The 12,942-nt window shown below is 73.6% G+C and carries 13 protein-coding genes; 8 read left to right on the top strand and 5 right to left on the bottom strand.

What is annotated here, in order from left to right:
- Positions 1–123: 123 nt before the first annotated feature.
- Together IG94_RS0124205 and IG94_RS0124200 are read right to left on the bottom strand one after the other, a co-directional pair.
- A complete protein-coding gene (locus IG94_RS0124205) occupies positions 124–741 on the bottom strand; it encodes a TetR/AcrR family transcriptional regulator (protein ID WP_031040912.1) in 618 nt (205 codons plus the stop codon).
- The gene (locus tag IG94_RS0124200; protein ID WP_052410837.1) at positions 738–1,424 is read right to left on the bottom strand and encodes a hypothetical protein; all 687 of its coding nucleotides are present in this window, start codon (positions 1,422–1,424) and stop codon (positions 738–740) included. Before IG94_RS0124200 ends, IG94_RS0124205 begins: the two co-directional genes overlap by 4 nt.
- A gap of 204 nt (positions 1,425–1,628) precedes the next feature.
- Between IG94_RS0124200 and hmgA the strand changes: the two genes are divergently transcribed.
- Genes hmgA through IG94_RS0124185 form a run of 3 tightly spaced genes read left to right on the top strand, consistent with a single transcriptional unit; the run spans position 1,629 to position 4,946 of the window.
- Positions 1,629–2,978 (top strand): homogentisate 1,2-dioxygenase, encoded by a 1,350-nt coding sequence (gene hmgA, locus IG94_RS0124195; RefSeq protein ID WP_031040903.1) that lies wholly within the window; start codon positions 1,629–1,631, stop codon positions 2,976–2,978.
- Positions 2,979–3,004: 26 nt separating this feature from the next.
- Positions 3,005–3,754, top strand: a complete 750-nt coding sequence (locus tag IG94_RS0124190; protein WP_031040900.1) for a GntR family transcriptional regulator — start codon at positions 3,005–3,007, stop codon at positions 3,752–3,754.
- A 22-nt stretch (positions 3,755–3,776) separates the two neighbouring features.
- Positions 3,777–4,946, top strand: a complete 1,170-nt coding sequence (locus tag IG94_RS0124185) for a type ISP restriction/modification enzyme (protein WP_031040898.1) — start codon at positions 3,777–3,779, stop codon at positions 4,944–4,946.
- Between the two features lie 82 nt (positions 4,947–5,028).
- Here IG94_RS0124185 and IG94_RS0124180 read toward each other — a convergent pair whose 3' ends face one another.
- Positions 5,029–5,733, bottom strand: a complete 705-nt coding sequence (locus IG94_RS0124180) for a TetR/AcrR family transcriptional regulator C-terminal domain-containing protein (protein WP_031040896.1) — start codon at positions 5,731–5,733, stop codon at positions 5,029–5,031.
- A gap of 63 nt (positions 5,734–5,796) precedes the next feature.
- Here IG94_RS0124180 and IG94_RS0124175 point away from each other — a divergent pair, with 63 nt between their 5' ends.
- Positions 5,797–6,741, top strand: a complete 945-nt coding sequence (locus IG94_RS0124175; RefSeq protein WP_031040894.1) for a daunorubicin resistance protein DrrA family ABC transporter ATP-binding protein — start codon at positions 5,797–5,799, stop codon at positions 6,739–6,741.
- A 56-nt stretch (positions 6,742–6,797) separates the two neighbouring features.
- Positions 6,798–7,598: an ABC transporter permease gene (locus tag IG94_RS0124170; protein WP_031040893.1), complete on the top strand. Its 801-nt coding sequence runs from the start codon at positions 6,798–6,800 to the stop codon at positions 7,596–7,598.
- A 228-nt stretch (positions 7,599–7,826) separates the two neighbouring features.
- Here IG94_RS0124170 and IG94_RS0124165 read toward each other — a convergent pair whose 3' ends face one another.
- Both IG94_RS0124165 and IG94_RS0124160 read right to left on the bottom strand, forming a co-directional pair.
- Positions 7,827–8,096 carry a hypothetical protein gene (locus IG94_RS0124165; RefSeq protein ID WP_031040890.1) on the bottom strand — a complete coding sequence of 90 codons (270 nt, stop codon included), beginning with the start codon at positions 8,094–8,096 and terminating at the stop codon, positions 7,827–7,829.
- Positions 8,097–8,638: 542 nt separating this feature from the next.
- Positions 8,639–9,445, bottom strand: coding sequence for an SGNH/GDSL hydrolase family protein (locus tag IG94_RS0124160; RefSeq protein WP_031040887.1), 807 nt, complete (start codon positions 9,443–9,445; stop codon positions 8,639–8,641).
- 537 nt (positions 9,446–9,982) lie between these two features.
- Here IG94_RS0124160 and IG94_RS0124155 point away from each other — a divergent pair.
- The 3 genes from IG94_RS0124155 to IG94_RS0124145 are packed head-to-tail and all read left to right on the top strand — an operon-like array spanning position 9,983 to position 12,760.
- Complete coding sequence (locus tag IG94_RS0124155) at positions 9,983–10,882, top strand: glycosyltransferase family 2 protein (protein WP_224222202.1); 900 nt, start codon at positions 9,983–9,985, stop codon at positions 10,880–10,882.
- Positions 10,879–11,949 carry a glycosyltransferase family 2 protein gene (locus tag IG94_RS0124150; RefSeq protein ID WP_052410836.1) on the top strand — a complete coding sequence of 357 codons (1,071 nt, stop codon included), beginning with the start codon at positions 10,879–10,881 and terminating at the stop codon, positions 11,947–11,949. The genes IG94_RS0124155 and IG94_RS0124150 overlap by 4 nt, the downstream gene beginning before the upstream one ends.
- A complete protein-coding gene (locus IG94_RS0124145) occupies positions 11,942–12,760 on the top strand; it encodes a polysaccharide deacetylase family protein (RefSeq protein ID WP_031040879.1) in 819 nt (272 codons plus the stop codon). The genes IG94_RS0124150 and IG94_RS0124145 overlap by 8 nt, the downstream gene beginning before the upstream one ends.
- Positions 12,761–12,942 lie beyond the last annotated feature (182 nt).

The following is a 12,942-nucleotide window of genomic DNA, read 5'->3' as shown; positions in this document are numbered from 1 at the left end:
AGCATACCGACCGGTAGGCATGTTGGGGAGGGCTCGCGGGTCGAGGAACGCCGCCACTGGAAGCCGCCGCTGAGAGCCGCCGCTGAACGGCGGCACGGCCGGCCGGCTCGACCGGCGGTCGGGTCAGTCGAGTACGCGCCCCAGATACGCCCGCAGCAGTTCCCGGGCCTCCTCGATGATCCGGTCGTCCCCGTCGGGCGCGACCCGGAAGGCGAGCTGGACGAGGGTGTCGGCGGTCTCGACGGCGACGAGGAAGACGCGGCGCAGGTCGTCGTCGGGGCGGCGGCCCAGGTAGCCGGAGAGCAGCTCGGTGAGCCGTTCGGCGACCCGGTGGTTGGGGACGGAGCGGCGGTCGCCGACCGGGATCTGGTTGCCGAAGTCGATCAGGGAGAAGCCGGGCGCGGTCCGCTTCATCGCCAGGTACTCGTCGAGCACCGCGTCCAGCGCGTCGCGCCAGCCGCCGTCGGCGGCCTCCGTGAGGCGCTCGGTGACGCGTTCCGCGTAGCGCTCCAGGTTCCGCTGGGCCAGCGCGTCGGCCATCTGCCGCTTGTTGCCGAAGAAGCGGTACACCGAGCCGATGGGCACGTCGGCACGGAGCGCCACGGCCCGGGTGCTCAGCGCGTCGTAGCCGACCTCGTCGAGCAGGTCGGCGCACGCGTCGAGGATGCGGGTCAGCCGTTCGGCACTGCGGCGCTGTACGGGCGCGCGACGGAGCGGGGTCGCGTGGGGCACGGCGCTCATGATGCCGTCACGCCGGCCGCAGCCGCGCCCGCCGGATCAACCCCGCCCGGCGTACCGGCCCCGCCCGGCAGGCCAGCCCCGCCCGGCACGCCGGCCGCCCCCTGCGGTGCCGCGCCGCCCTCGCCGCCGTCCTCGGTCTCCGGCGTCCCGGTGATGTCCCCCGGCTCCGTCGCCCCCGTCGGCTCCGCGTCCGAGGCCGTGATGTCCGCCGTGCTCTCGACGGGTTCGCCGTCGACGGCCCAGACGGTGTCGTCGTCGGCGTAGAGCCGGACGGTGACCTGGTGGGTGCCGCGCGGGACGAGGTCGGCGGCGAGGTGGTACACGGGGCCGCGCAGGTGCGTGAGGAAGTCGCCGTCGAGGAAGAGGCGGGCGGTGCCGCGGCCCGCCACCGCCTCGGTCCCGGCGCCGGCCCGGGAGAACCGGAAGCCGCTCGGGGTCAGGCGGACGTCCCAGCTGTCGTCGCTCTCGGGCTGCACCTCGATCCCGACCTCGGGCGCCCGCTCGGCGTCCACCTCGCGGTAGCGCCGGCCCTCCTCGTCGGTGGCGTCGAGCAGCCTGCCCACCGGTGCGGCCGACGTCCCGGCGTCCGGTTCACCGCCGTCACCGGAACCGCAGCTCGCGGATCCGGTCAACAGCAGGACACAGACCGCGAGCACGGCGGGCATTCTCCGCGTCCACGACATGACGTGAGACTAGAACACGGGTCCGACAGTCCGGATCCCCCCGGGGCCTGGTTCCGGTCATCCTCAAGGGGGAGGCGGAGAGGGCCGGGGCGCGACGGGAGACGGAGGCGCCGGGCGGCCGCACGCCCTCTTGCGCACGGGAAACCGCAATCCTACGGTGTCCCACAGGAATCGGGGAGCAGCCGGACGGCGAGGGAGCGATCGATGAGCGGGGACGCGCGGAAGACCGCGGAGGGGCTGGCCCACCTGTCCGGCTTCGGCAACGAGCACAGCTCGGAGGCGGTCGCGGGCGCGCTGCCCGAGGGCCGGAACTCGCCGCAGCGGGCGCCGCTCGGGCTGTACGCGGAGCAGTTGAGCGGCACGGCGTTCACGGAACCCAGGGCGCACAACCGGCGTTCGTGGCTCTACCGGATCCGTCCCTCGGCCGCCCACCCGGCATTCACCCGTACGGGGAACGGCTCGATCCGCACGGCGCCCTTCACCCAGTCGGTGCCCGATCCGAACCGGCTGCGCTGGAACCCGCTGCCCGAGCCGGAGGCCGGGACGGACTTCGTGGCCGGCCTCTGGACGCTCGGCGGCAACGGCGACGCGACCCAGCGCACCGGCATGGCGGTGCACCTGTACCACGCGACGGCCTCCATGGAGCGCGTCTTCAGCGACGCGGACGGCGAGTTGCTCGTCGTCCCGGAGCGCGGCGGGCTGCTGCTGCGCACCGAGTTCGGGCTGCTGCACGCCGAGCCGGGCCACGTGGCGCTGATCCCGCGCGGGGTCCGCTTCCGCGTCGAGCTCCTGGACGACGACGCCCGCGGGTACGTCTGCGAGAACTACGGCGCCCCCTTCCAGCTCCCCGACCTCGGCCCGATCGGCGCCAACGGCCTGGCCAACGCCCGGGACTTCCTCGCGCCGGTCGCCGCGTACGAGGACGACGAAGGGACGGCGGGCCCGGTGGAGGTGGTCAACAAGTTCTGCGGCAACCTCTGGACCGCCGCGTACGACCACTCCCCGCTCGACGTGGTCGCCTGGCACGGCAACCACGTGCCGTACGTCTACGACCTGCGCCGCTTCAACGTCATCGGCACCATCTCGTACGACCACCCGGACCCGTCGATCTTCACGGTGCTCACGTCCCCGTCGGACACCCCGGGTCTGGCGGGCGTCGACTTCGTGGTCTTCGCACCGCGCTGGCTGGTGGGCGAGGACACCTTCCGGCCGCCGTACTTCCACCGGAACGTGATGAGCGAGTACATGGGCCTGATCGAGGGCGCCTACGACGCGAAAGCCGCCGGTCAAGGGGGCTTCGTACCGGGCGGCGGCTCGCTGCACAACATGATGTCGGCGCACGGACCGGACCGGGAGACCTTCGACCGGGCGAGCGGCGCCGAGCTGCGGCCGCAGCGCGTCGACGACGGGCTGGCGTTCATGTTCGAGACGCGGTGGCCGGTGACCCTCACCCCGCACGCGGCCCGCGCCGAGCACCTGCAGCCGCGCTACGACGACGTATGGCAGGGCCTGGAGCGGCACTTCGCCCCCTCGTCCCGGCACCCCTTGCACTGAGGAATGCCGACCGGTACGGATGGCCCGTGACCTCCTTCGCGCCGGACTCCATCGTCCTGAACCGCAAGCTGCCGCTGTGGTACCAGGTGTCGCAGTCGCTGCGCGCCTCGATACTCGGCCGCTCGCCCCGGGATCCGCTGCGCCTGCCCACCGAGGAGCAGCTGGCCGGTCATTACGGGGTGAGCGTGCTGACCATGCGGCAGGCACTGAAGGAGCTGGAGGACGAGGGCCTGATCACCCGCCACCGCCGGCGCGGCACGTTCATCGATCCGGACGCCCGGCGGGGCGCGCCGGTGCGGCTGCTGGGCTCGGTGGACGCCATCGTGGCCCAGCAGTCGGGCATGAAGGCCGAGCTGCTGGACCACGGCAGCGTGCCCGTGCCGCCCGGACTGGCCGACAGTTTCCCGGGGTTGTCCGAGGTGGCGGCGTACCACCGGCTGCGCTGCGACGAGCAGACCGGCGAGCCCACCAACCACGCCCGCAACTACGTCCGTCCCGAACTGGCCGCCCGTATCGACCCGGACGACCTGGCCCGCCGGCCGATGACCAAGGTGCTGCGGGACGTGGTGGGCACCGGCATCAGCCGGATCACGGACACCGTGGAGGCCCGGCTCGCGGACCCGGAGACGGCGCGGCTGCTCCAAGTCCCGCTGCTCAGCCCGATCCTGCACTACACGGGCATCACCTACGACACCGCGGGCCAGGTCCTCGACGTGGCCGTCATCCACTACCGGGGCGACCGGTTCTCGTTCACAGTCACCCTGGACGCCACGTGAGGCAGCGGCGCCCCGTCGTACGATGCCCGGCGTGACGCACGACGACGCTCCGCGCCTGGCGGACCTCATGCCGTGGTCCGTCGCACCGCCGCGGCTCGGCCGGGGGTGGCCGGCGGCCCCCGACGCGGCGACCCTGAAGGCCCGCTGGGACGCCCTGCTGAAGGCCGAGGGACCCGACCGCGCGGCCCTGTTCGAGCCGACCCGCTCGCGCACCCCGCACACGGCGGTCGGACGGCTGCCGGGCGGCACCGGCGGCACCGGACGGCTGGCCCGCGCCTCGGGTCCGTGCCCGGAGCCGGTGCGGGTGCTGCGCGCGCCGTTCGACGAGCAGTGGCTGATCCCCGACCACCGGCTGATCGACTCGGCCCGTCCGGAGCTGTGGCGGGTGGCGGACGAGCGGCAGGTGTTCGTCCTGGAGGCCCCCGAGGCGACCGGTCCCCCGCTGCTCCTCGCGACCTCGCTGCTGCCGCTGTACGGACCCGCCCGCGTCCGGCCGCTGTTCCGGCGCCCCGGCGGCGTGGAGCCCAACCTCGCTCCCGGCCTCCTGGACCACCTGGCCGTCCGGCTCGGGCGGCGGCCCGGCGCGGTGGACGTGCTCGCCTGGTCGGCGGCGGCGGTGCGGCCCGGACCGGTGGTCCCGCTCACCGCGGACCCCGAGGTGTGGGAGCGCGGGGTCGGGCTGGGCCGGCGCGCCCTGTGGCTGATGCGGCGCGACGGCGAGCGTCCGAAGCTGCCCGGCGGGCGGCGCCCGTACGTCCGCGCGCCGCTGCCCGCCCGTCCGCTGACCGTGCGCTACGACCGCGACGAGGAGGTCCTGCACCTGGACGAGGGCCGGGTCTCCCCCGTACCGCCGGGCGCCTGGGACTTCGAGGTGGGCGGGGTGCGGGTGCTGGAGGAGTGGTTCGCGGCCCGGACCGCCGAGGGCGAGCCGGGGACGCTGGCGGCGATCCGGCCGGCCGGGTGGCCGCAGAGCTGGACGTCGGAGCTGCTCGAACTGATCACGGTCCTCGCCCTGCTCGGCGAGGTGCGCGCGGACTGCGCCCGGTTCACCGGGACACCGGTGCCGGCCGAGATCACGGCGGCGGAGCTGCGCGAGGCGGGCGTCCTGCCGGTGCCGTCGGCGGCCCGCCGCCCCGCGTCGGTCCTGGACACCCCGGAGGAGGGACCGGAGGGGCAGCTGGCGCTGCTGTGACCCCGGCCCGCGCGCGCGTCGGCGGGGCGGCCCCGGCGCGGGAGTAACCGTCGGGCGCACGCGGCGGCGGGGCGGCCCCGGCTCAGGCGAAGCCGTCCAGCACGCGCGTCAGCGCCCGCTCGAAGACCGCTTCCAGGTCGATGGGGCCGGCGTCCTCCGCGAAGGACGCAGCGAGCCTCGGATAGGCGCCGCTCGCGACCTGCCGGCCGAGGTAGGCGAGGCGCGTCGCGTTCTCCTGCTCCTCCGACCAGGGCAGCGTGCGGGTGCGTTCCGCGGTGGCGATCTCGTTGGCGACGTACGTCGTCACGACGCCGTTCACCATGGCGACCAGCTCCATCTTGGTGCCGTACGGCGCGTCGTACGGGTCCAGGCAGGCCAGGCAGTGCTCCAGGTAGCGCAGGGCGTTGGGGCTGAAGCCGTAGACCGGGGACATCAGGCGGGGCAGCCAGGTGTGGCGGTGCATCAGCGCCCGGGTCTGGTGGGCGACCCGGACCAGGTCGGCGTGCCAGTCGCCGCTCGGCTCCCACAGCTCGTGCTCGCCGCTGACCGCGTCCATCATCAGCTCGTACAGGTCCTCCTTGCGGGGGACGTAGTTGTAGAGCGACATGGTGCCGCAGCCCAGTTCCCCGGCGACGCGGCGCATGGAGACGGCGCCCAGGCCCTCGGCGTCGGCGATCCGCACGGCGGCTGCGGCGATGTCGGCGCGGGTGAACGCCGGTCTCGGACCGCGGCCGGTGCGCTCGGGGCGCGACCAGATCACTTCGGGTACGGCCGCTCGGCCCGCCATCGTGCATCACCTCGGCCACCATCCTAGTTACGTACAGCGTACGTAGTGCGCTATGGTCGCTTCATGACTACTACGTACGCTGTACTTAGTGAAGGTCTGGAGAAGCGCTTCGGCGCCGTGCGCGCGCTGCGCGGGCTGGACCTCGCGGTGGCCGAGGGCACGGTGTGCGGGCTGCTCGGACCGAACGGCGCGGGCAAGACCACGGCGGTGCGGCTGCTGACGACGCTGCTGCGGCCGGACGCGGGATCGGCGCGGGTGGCAGGGCACGACCTGGTCCGCGAGGCCGCGGCCGTCCGGCGCCGGATCGGGGTCACGGGGCAGTACGCGTCGGTGGACGGCGATCTCACCGGGCGTCAGAACCTCCGGCTGTTCGCCCGGCTGCACCGGGTGCGGGACACGGCGGCGCGCGCCGGTGAACTGCTCGACCGCTTCGGCCTGACCGAGGCCGCCGACCGTCCCGCGGCCACCCTGTCCGGCGGGCTGCGGCGCCGCCTCGACCTGGCCGCGAGCCTCGTCCGGCGCCCCGACGTGCTGTTCCTGGACGAGCCGACGACCGGACTCGACCCGGCCGGCCGCGACCGGATCTGGGAGGCCGTGCGCCTGCTGAAGGAGGAGGGCACGACCGTGCTGCTCACCACCCAGTACCTGGAGGAGGCCGACCGCCTGGCCGACGACATCGTCCTGGTGGACCGGGGCCGGGTCGCGCACACCGGGTCGCCGGCCGAACTGAAGGCGCTGGTCGGGGCGTACGCCGAGGCGGTCGTCGCCGGCGCGGACGCGGTGCCGGTGGCGGCTGCGGTGCTGGACCGGCTCACGGGGACGGAGCCCGTGCTGGACCACGAGCGGCACACCGTCGGCGCCGTCAGCACCGACCCGGCCCTCACCCTGCCCCGCCTGGTGCGCGAACTGGACGCGGCGGGCGTGCCGCTGCTGGACGCGAGTCTGCGCCCGCCCACCCTCGACGACGTCTTCCTCCGTCTGACCGGCAGCAAGGAGATCGCGGCATGAGCACGACGACCCCCACCACGACCGGCGCGGCGAGGGGCCCCGCACCCGGCACGGAAATGAACCCCGCGCTCCGGGCGTACGGCCTGGTCCACGACGGATCGGCCATGCTGGGCCGCCAGTTGCGGCGGATCGGGAACAACCCCGGTCTGCTGATCCTCACCCAGACCATGCCGATCACGATGCTGCTGTTCTTCGGCTACGTCTTCGGCAGCGCGCTGGCGATGCCGGGCGAGGAGTACCGCGCCTTCCTGGTGCCGGGCCTGCTGGTCGCGACGGCCGCGAACGGCATCATGACCGGCATGTTCCAGGCGGCGCAGGACACCCACCGGGGCGTGACGGACCGGCTGCGCACGCTGCCGGTGAGCCGGGCGGCGGTGCCGCTCGGGCAGTCGGTGGCCGACGTGCTCGTCACGGCGGCGGGTACGGTGCCGCTGCTGCTCGTGGGCATCGCGGTGGGCTGGCGGATCGAGGGCGGCGCGGCCGGCGCCGTGGGCGCGGTGGGGCTGTTGCTGCTGTTCCGGTTCGCGACGACGTGGATCGGGATCTTCCTCGGGCTGCTCACCCGTAATGAGGAGGCCGCCGGTCAACTGGGCGGCGCGACCTTCATCCTGCCGCTGCTCTCCAACGCGTACATCCCGGCCGAGGGGCTGCCGGGATGGCTGCGCACGGTCGCGGAGTGGAACCCGATCAGCGCGGTGACCACGGCACTGCGGGACCTGTTCGGCAACGCGCCCGTACCGGACGGGGCGGCCTGGCCGGTGGCGCATCCGGTCGCCGGCTCACTGGGCTGGTGCGCGCTGCTGCTCGTGGTGTTCGTCCCGCTCGCCGTCCGCCGGTACGCGCACGGCGGTCGCTGAGCGGGCCAAAGAGCGCCACCGCCGGTGGGGAGACGGCGGCACACGGCGCGTGGACGGCGGAACGGGCCGGGAGGAGGACGTACGGGGCGGACGTACTCGGTCGGGTTCTTGGCTCTCCTGCGAAGCTCACGCTCTCGGGAACACACCGGGGCGCCGCTGCGTGCCGTGGGGATGACGGCCGGGTGCGCGGCGCCGTGCCGGGACGGTGCGATCGCCGGAGCGCGGGGGTCAGTTGCCGCCGAACAGCGAGCGGCGCAGTCGGCGCAGCGGCGCGAACAGCGAGACCCGGCGCACCCTGGCGCCCCTTCCGCTGCGCTTGTGGGCGGGCTCACGCGCGGTCAGCTCACGCATCAGCGACGTCGCCTCCACCGTCTCCCGCTGCGGGAGGGCGGGCCCTCCGAGCACGGCGAGATGCCGGTCCAGGCGCGAGCTGCTGGCGCTGCTCCCGCAGGTGATCGCAGGGACCCTGGCCCTGCTGTGCACTGTTATCTGATTCATGTCACTCCCCACCCGTACGAGTCCACCCGGCCCGGGCAGACTAACCCTATCGCCCCGGTACGGCTTGCGTGTATCGCGGTCACAGGATTCACCTTCCCCGTAAGGGGGTTGACGATTACTCTCCGAATCCGGAAGATTCCAGGGCGAGTTGGACAACCGGCCCATCGGCCGGCCGGCCCGGGCCGCCGCCGGACCCGACGGTCACCGCCAGTGACGTCGCGGACCGTTCGGGGCCGGAGACGGGCGGAAGCGCGCGCCTCCGCCGAGAAGAGTCCAGGGAGCGCGGCTGCGCGCCGGGGCGCACGGGCCGCGGCCGGCTGCACGCGGTCGTCCGCGCAATGCGTCGCGCGGGCGTCCGGCGCCGCCAGGAAGTGTGCGATCTCACGTACCCGGCCCGAAGACCGGCCAGAAGAAGGGGAGACTCCGGCGGGCGGAGTCTCCCCTTTCTCTTCCGTTTCCCCTTCTCTTCCGTCTCTTCGTACGGCCGGACCCTGCCCTGCCTCCATCCGGTCAGGGCCCGACCGGCGGATCGGGCTCCCGGGTCAGGCGGCGCCGTTGAGGACCGGCAGGTAGCCGCCGGACTGACCGGCGGCGGTCGGGTGGTACGACTCACCGATGTTCAGCCAGTTGACACTGTGCAGCCAGGAGTCGCCGGAGCAGAGTTCGTGGCCGGTGAAGGTGGTGCGTACGTCGCCGAAGGTGAAGCCGTGGGCGGCTGCGCGCTGGGCGATCGTGGTGTTGAGGTGGTCGGACGCGTCGTTGATCGCCTTCCGCTTGGTCTCGGAGAGGCCGAGGCAACTCGCGCCGAGCTGGTAGAAGCGCGGGTAGCCGATGACGGCGACGTGGGCGTTGGGGGCCTTGTCGCTGATCGCCGAGTAGACGCCGTCGAGGTTGCCGGGCAGCGTCGAGTCGACGTACGCCTCCGCGGTGGCGACCCGGGCGAGGCAGGAGCTGTCGGACTGGAGCACACAGGTCGTCATGACGTCGGCGAAGCCCGCGTCGTTGCCGCCGATGCTGATCGACACGAGGCCGGTCGCGGAGCCGAGGGGGCCGAGTTGTCCGGCGAGAACATCACCCGTACGGGCGCCGGAACAGGCGGTGAAGTCGAACGTCGAGGGTGAGTGGGCGGCCGCCCACAGGTACGGATGGGCCTTCGTGCTGCGCTTGCAGTCGCCGCTGGAGCTGATGTAGCTGCCCGCTCCGACTCCGGAGGAGTAGGAGTCGCCGAGCGCCACATAGCCCTCGGCCGCGGCGAGTTGGTCCGCCTGTGCGGTCGCTGCCCCGGTGAGGGCCGCGCCGGCGGCGAGGAGGACGGAACTCAGGAAGCCGACAAGTCGGAAACGTCTCATGGAACCTCCCTTAGCAGGATCTCTGCGAGAACGGTGGTACCCACTACGCGCGTTGACGGTATGTGTCCATGCCAAGAAATGGCTGACACTCGTTCAAATTCGGACGAAAGTCAGCGCGAACACCAGTGCGCCCTTGACGCTCCGTCGAGAGCTGCGCCACATTGAGGCCCGGCCAAACCGACAAAAACGTGAGACCTGCTTCCAGGTCTTGCCATACGGTTTCAATCGTCAATACCGTCATACATCTCTCGTATCGGTGCGTCGGCAAGCGGCTCAGGGGAGGGCTCGAGGCCGCGGCGGACCGGGGCGGGATGCGCGGTGGGGGGGGGTGTCGTGCTCGGTGACCACACCGGTCGCCGGGCCGTGCCGCGCGGTCGGCCGCCGGTTCTTCCCGGTGCCGACAGGCTTTGCCAGCTCACCTGGCATGCACGGAGTTCGATGTCGCCGTGCCGTGGGTGAGAACCCCCCTTTCGAACCGGACACAGAGCCGGACCGCCCCTGGGGCGGGCGGTCCACCGGACGAGAGGGACCAGACCCATGAGCTCAGTTCTGCAGCCGGTGTCCACGGGCGGCGATCCGTCACCCGGCGCGTCGGCCGTCACACCGCACGTCGCACCGCTCGTCGCGTCGCACGACCTGTCACCCGGCCCGACGCCCGCCGGCACGTACCGGCCCGTCTCCTCGCACCTGGCGATAGCGCCGCCGGTGAGCGTGGTGATACCCGCCATGAACGAGGCGGAGAACCTTCCCTACGTCTTCAAGACGCTGCCCGACTGGATCCACGAGGTCGTCCTCGTGGACGGCAACTCCACCGACGCCACCGTCGAGGTGGCCAGGGAGCTGTGGCCGGGCGTCAAGGTCGTCGGCCAGCGCGGCAAGGGCAAGGGGGACGCGCTGATCACCGGGTTCGAGGCGTGCAGCGGCGACATCGTCGTGATGGTCGACGCCGACGGCTCAGCCGACGGCCAGGAGATCGTCTCGTACGTCTCCGCGCTCGTCTCCGGCGCCGACTTCGCCAAGGGCTCCCGCTTCGCCAACGGCGGCGGCACCGACGACATGACCTTCATCCGCAAGCTCGGCAACCGCGTCCTGTGCGCGGTGGTCAACCGGAAGTTCGGCGCCCGCTACACCGACCTGTGCTACGGCTACAACGCGTTCTGGCGGCACTGCCTGGACAAGATCGACCTCGACTGCACCGGTTTCGAGGTGGAGACCCTGATGAACATCCGGGTGGTGAAGGCCGGTCTGAAGGTCCAGGAGATCCCCAGCCACGAGTACCTGCGCATCCACGGCGTCAGCAACCTGCGCGCGGTGCGGGACGGTCTGCGGGTGCTCAGAGTCATCCTCGGCGAGCGCTCCAACCGGCGTGCGCTGCGCAGCCGTACGCGCGCGACGACGCTGGCCGCCGTCGGCCCGGTCCGGGAGAAGGCGTCTTGAGCGCTCCGGCCGCCTCCGCCGACTCAGCCGACTCAGCCGCGTCCCCGGCGTTCTCCGTGGTGATCTGCGCCTACACCGAGGACCGCTGGGAGGACATCCTCGCGGCGGTCTCCTCGGTCCGGGCGCAGTCCCGACCGGCCCTGGAGACGCTGCTGGTCGTCGACCACAACGAGGCGCTGCGGGAGCGGCTGCTGAAGGAGTATGCGCAGGGGGAGGACCGGGAGCACGGGGCCGGCCGGGAGCACGGGGCGGGCCGGGAGGTGCGGGTGCTCGCCAACGCGGGCCCCCGCGGCCTGTCCGCCGGCCGCAACACCGGCATCGCCGCCTCGCGCGGCGAGGTGGTCGCCTTCCTCGACGACGACGCCGTGGCCGAGCGCGACTGGCTCCGGCACTTCGCCGAGGGGTACGCCGATCCGGCGGTCGTCGCCGTCGGCGGGCGCACGGTGCCCGTCTGGGCGTCGGGGCGCCGGCCCGACTGGTTCCCCGAGGAGTTCGACTGGGTGGTGGGCTGCACGTACCGGGGCCTGCCGCCCGGCCGGGTCCGGGTGCGCAACGTGCTGGGCGGCAACGCCTCCTTCCGGCGCGAGGCGTTCACCGCGGCCGGCGGCTTCGCCACCGGCATCGGACGGGACGGCGACCGGCGCCCGCTGGGCGGCGAGGAGACCGAACTGTGCATCCGGCTCTCCCGCGCCCGGCCCGGCGCCGTGCTGCTGATCGATGACCGCGCGGTGATCCACCACCGAGTGCCGGGGCCGCGCGAGCACTTCGCCTACTTCCGCACCCGCACCTACGCCGAGGGGCTGTCCAAGGCCCTGGTGGCGCGCAGTGTCGGCGCGCAGAAGGGGCTGGAGTCCGAACGCCGGTACGCCACCCGCGTGCTGCCCGCCGGGGTGGTGCGCGGGCTGCGCGACGCGGTGCTCGCCCGGCCGGGCGGCGCGGGCCGGGCGGGCGCGATCGTCGCCGGGGTGCTCTCCGCGGTGGGCGGCTACGTGCTGGGCAGCGTGCGGGCGCGGCGGAGCGGGGTCGCCTTCTCCCCGGCGCCCGTCGGGGAGGGAGCGCATGGCTGAGGAGGGCCGCGAGGCCGACGCGCGGGTGCCGGTGCTCATGTACCACGCGGTCGCGGCCGGCCCGAACGACGCGACGCGGGCGCTGTCGGTGACCCCGCAGGCGTTCGCCGAGCAGATGGCGGCCGTCGCCGACCGGGGCCGCACTCCGATCGGCACGGCGGAACTGGCCGCCGCCTGGCGCTCCGGCCGGCCGCTGCCGAGCCGGCCCGTCCTGATCACCTTCGACGACGGCTACGCGGGCGTGCACCGCCACGCGCTGCCCGTGCTCGCCCGGCACGGCTTCCCGGCCACCCTGTTCGTCTCGACCGGCTGGCTGCGCGGCCCGCACGACACCGGGGACGCCCCCGACACCATGCTCGACTGGGCCCAGGTGCGCGAACTGGCCGCCGCGGGCGTGGAGATCGGCGGGCACAGCCACACCCATCCGCAGCTCGACCAGGTCGGCGAGGAGCGGCTGCGGCACGAGCTGATCCACAGCAAGGAGATCGTCGCCGACCAACTGGGCGTCGTACCGGCCTCGTTCGCCTACCCGTACGGGTACTCCGACCGGCGGGTGCGGCGGGCGGTGCGCGAGACGGGGTACGCGCAGGCGCTCGCCGTCGGCAACGGCCTGGCCCGGCGCGCGCAGGGGCCGTACGCCCTGCGGCGGGTGACCGTGCGCCGCTCGACGGGGACCGAGGAGTTCGCGCGGCTGGTCGAGGGCCGCGCGATCGCCCGGACCTTCGCCCTGGACCGGGTCCTGACCAAGGGGTACGCCGTACTCCGCAGGACACGGCAGGCGCGGCGGAAGGTGCTGGGGGCCGGTGCCTGAACCACCGGCCGCCGGCCCCTCCGCGGCCATGGGCCGCCGGCACCGCGTGCGCGGTCCGCGCCCCGTGCGCGGTCCGCGCCGCGTACGCCCGGGGGGCCGCGTGCGCCCGCAGGACCGTGTGCGCCCGGGACGTCGGGGGCACGCCGGAAAGCGGGTGCACGCGGCGGCCGGGTGCCCGATCA

Source organism: Streptomyces olivaceus (genome assembly GCF_000721235.1).
In the GTDB taxonomy this organism is placed as follows: Bacteria; Actinomycetota; Actinomycetes; order Streptomycetales; family Streptomycetaceae; genus Streptomyces; species Streptomyces olivaceus.
This window is presented reverse-complemented; position numbering and strand designations above follow the sequence as displayed.

Excerpts from the sequence above, each read along its gene's own strand:
- IG94_RS0124205 (WP_031040912.1), bottom strand. The coding sequence starts at position 741 with ATGAGCGCCGTGCCCCACGCGACCCCGCTCCGTCGCGCGCCCGTACAG.
- IG94_RS0124200 (WP_052410837.1), bottom strand. The coding sequence starts at position 1,424 with ATGTCGTGGACGCGGAGAATGCCCGCCGTGCTCGCGGTCTGTGTCCTG.
- hmgA (WP_031040903.1), top strand. The coding sequence starts at position 1,629 with ATGAGCGGGGACGCGCGGAAGACCGCGGAGGGGCTGGCCCACCTGTCC.
- IG94_RS0124185 (WP_031040898.1), top strand. The coding sequence starts at position 3,777 with ATGCCCGGCGTGACGCACGACGACGCTCCGCGCCTGGCGGACCTCATG.
- IG94_RS0124180 (WP_031040896.1), bottom strand. The coding sequence starts at position 5,733 with ATGGCGGGCCGAGCGGCCGTACCCGAAGTGATCTGGTCGCGCCCCGAG.
- IG94_RS0124175 (WP_031040894.1), top strand. The coding sequence starts at position 5,797 with ATGACTACTACGTACGCTGTACTTAGTGAAGGTCTGGAGAAGCGCTTC.
- IG94_RS0124170 (WP_031040893.1), top strand. The coding sequence starts at position 6,798 with ATGAACCCCGCGCTCCGGGCGTACGGCCTGGTCCACGACGGATCGGCC.
- IG94_RS0124165 (WP_031040890.1), bottom strand. The coding sequence starts at position 8,096 with ATGAATCAGATAACAGTGCACAGCAGGGCCAGGGTCCCTGCGATCACC.
- IG94_RS0124160 (WP_031040887.1), bottom strand. The coding sequence starts at position 9,445 with ATGAGACGTTTCCGACTTGTCGGCTTCCTGAGTTCCGTCCTCCTCGCC.
- IG94_RS0124155 (WP_224222202.1), top strand. The coding sequence starts at position 9,983 with ATGAGCTCAGTTCTGCAGCCGGTGTCCACGGGCGGCGATCCGTCACCC.
- IG94_RS0124145 (WP_031040879.1), top strand. The coding sequence starts at position 11,942 with ATGGCTGAGGAGGGCCGCGAGGCCGACGCGCGGGTGCCGGTGCTCATG.